This window comes from Actinoplanes awajinensis subsp. mycoplanecinus, from assembly GCF_001509495.1.
GTDB lineage: Bacteria > Actinomycetota > Actinomycetes > Mycobacteriales > Micromonosporaceae > Actinoplanes > Actinoplanes palleronii.
This window is the reverse complement of the sequence record NZ_LLZH01000190.1, coordinates 1-332: the sequence shown is the minus strand read 5'-3', so window position 1 is coordinate 332 and position 332 is coordinate 1. Positions and strand designations below refer to the sequence as shown.

The 332-nt window shown below is 65.1% G+C and carries 1 protein-coding gene; it reads left to right on the top strand.

The genetic code is table 11. The annotated features are described in order from the left end of the window. Positions 1–131 precede the first annotated feature (131 nt). Positions 132–332 (top strand): cellulose binding domain-containing protein (locus tag ADL15_RS21120; RefSeq protein WP_232344252.1); only part of this gene is annotated, 201 nt, incomplete at its 3' end.

Sequence of the window (332 nt, the reverse complement as noted above, 5' to 3'; positions counted from 1 at the left end):
CGCCGGTGTGCGCCGCGGCCGCCATCGCTGCCCTGCGTACGGTGTCCGACTGGCGCTCCGGCTGGCAGGACGAGGTGGTCAACAGCAACGCCGGAACGTCCGCGATGACCTCTTGAAAAGGGGAATTCGAAATGCCCGCCGGTGGCACTGTCGGCAGTTTCTGGGACACCCAGATGGCCGTCAGTGGCAGTCACCGGACATTCACGAACAGTAGTTGGAACGGCCCGATTCTGGTCAACGGAAAGGGGACGTTCGAATTCAACGGCTTGGGTGGCCATCGGGTCACCTGCAAGTTAAGCGGCCAGCCCTGCGGCGGCGCGACCGACGGCGGC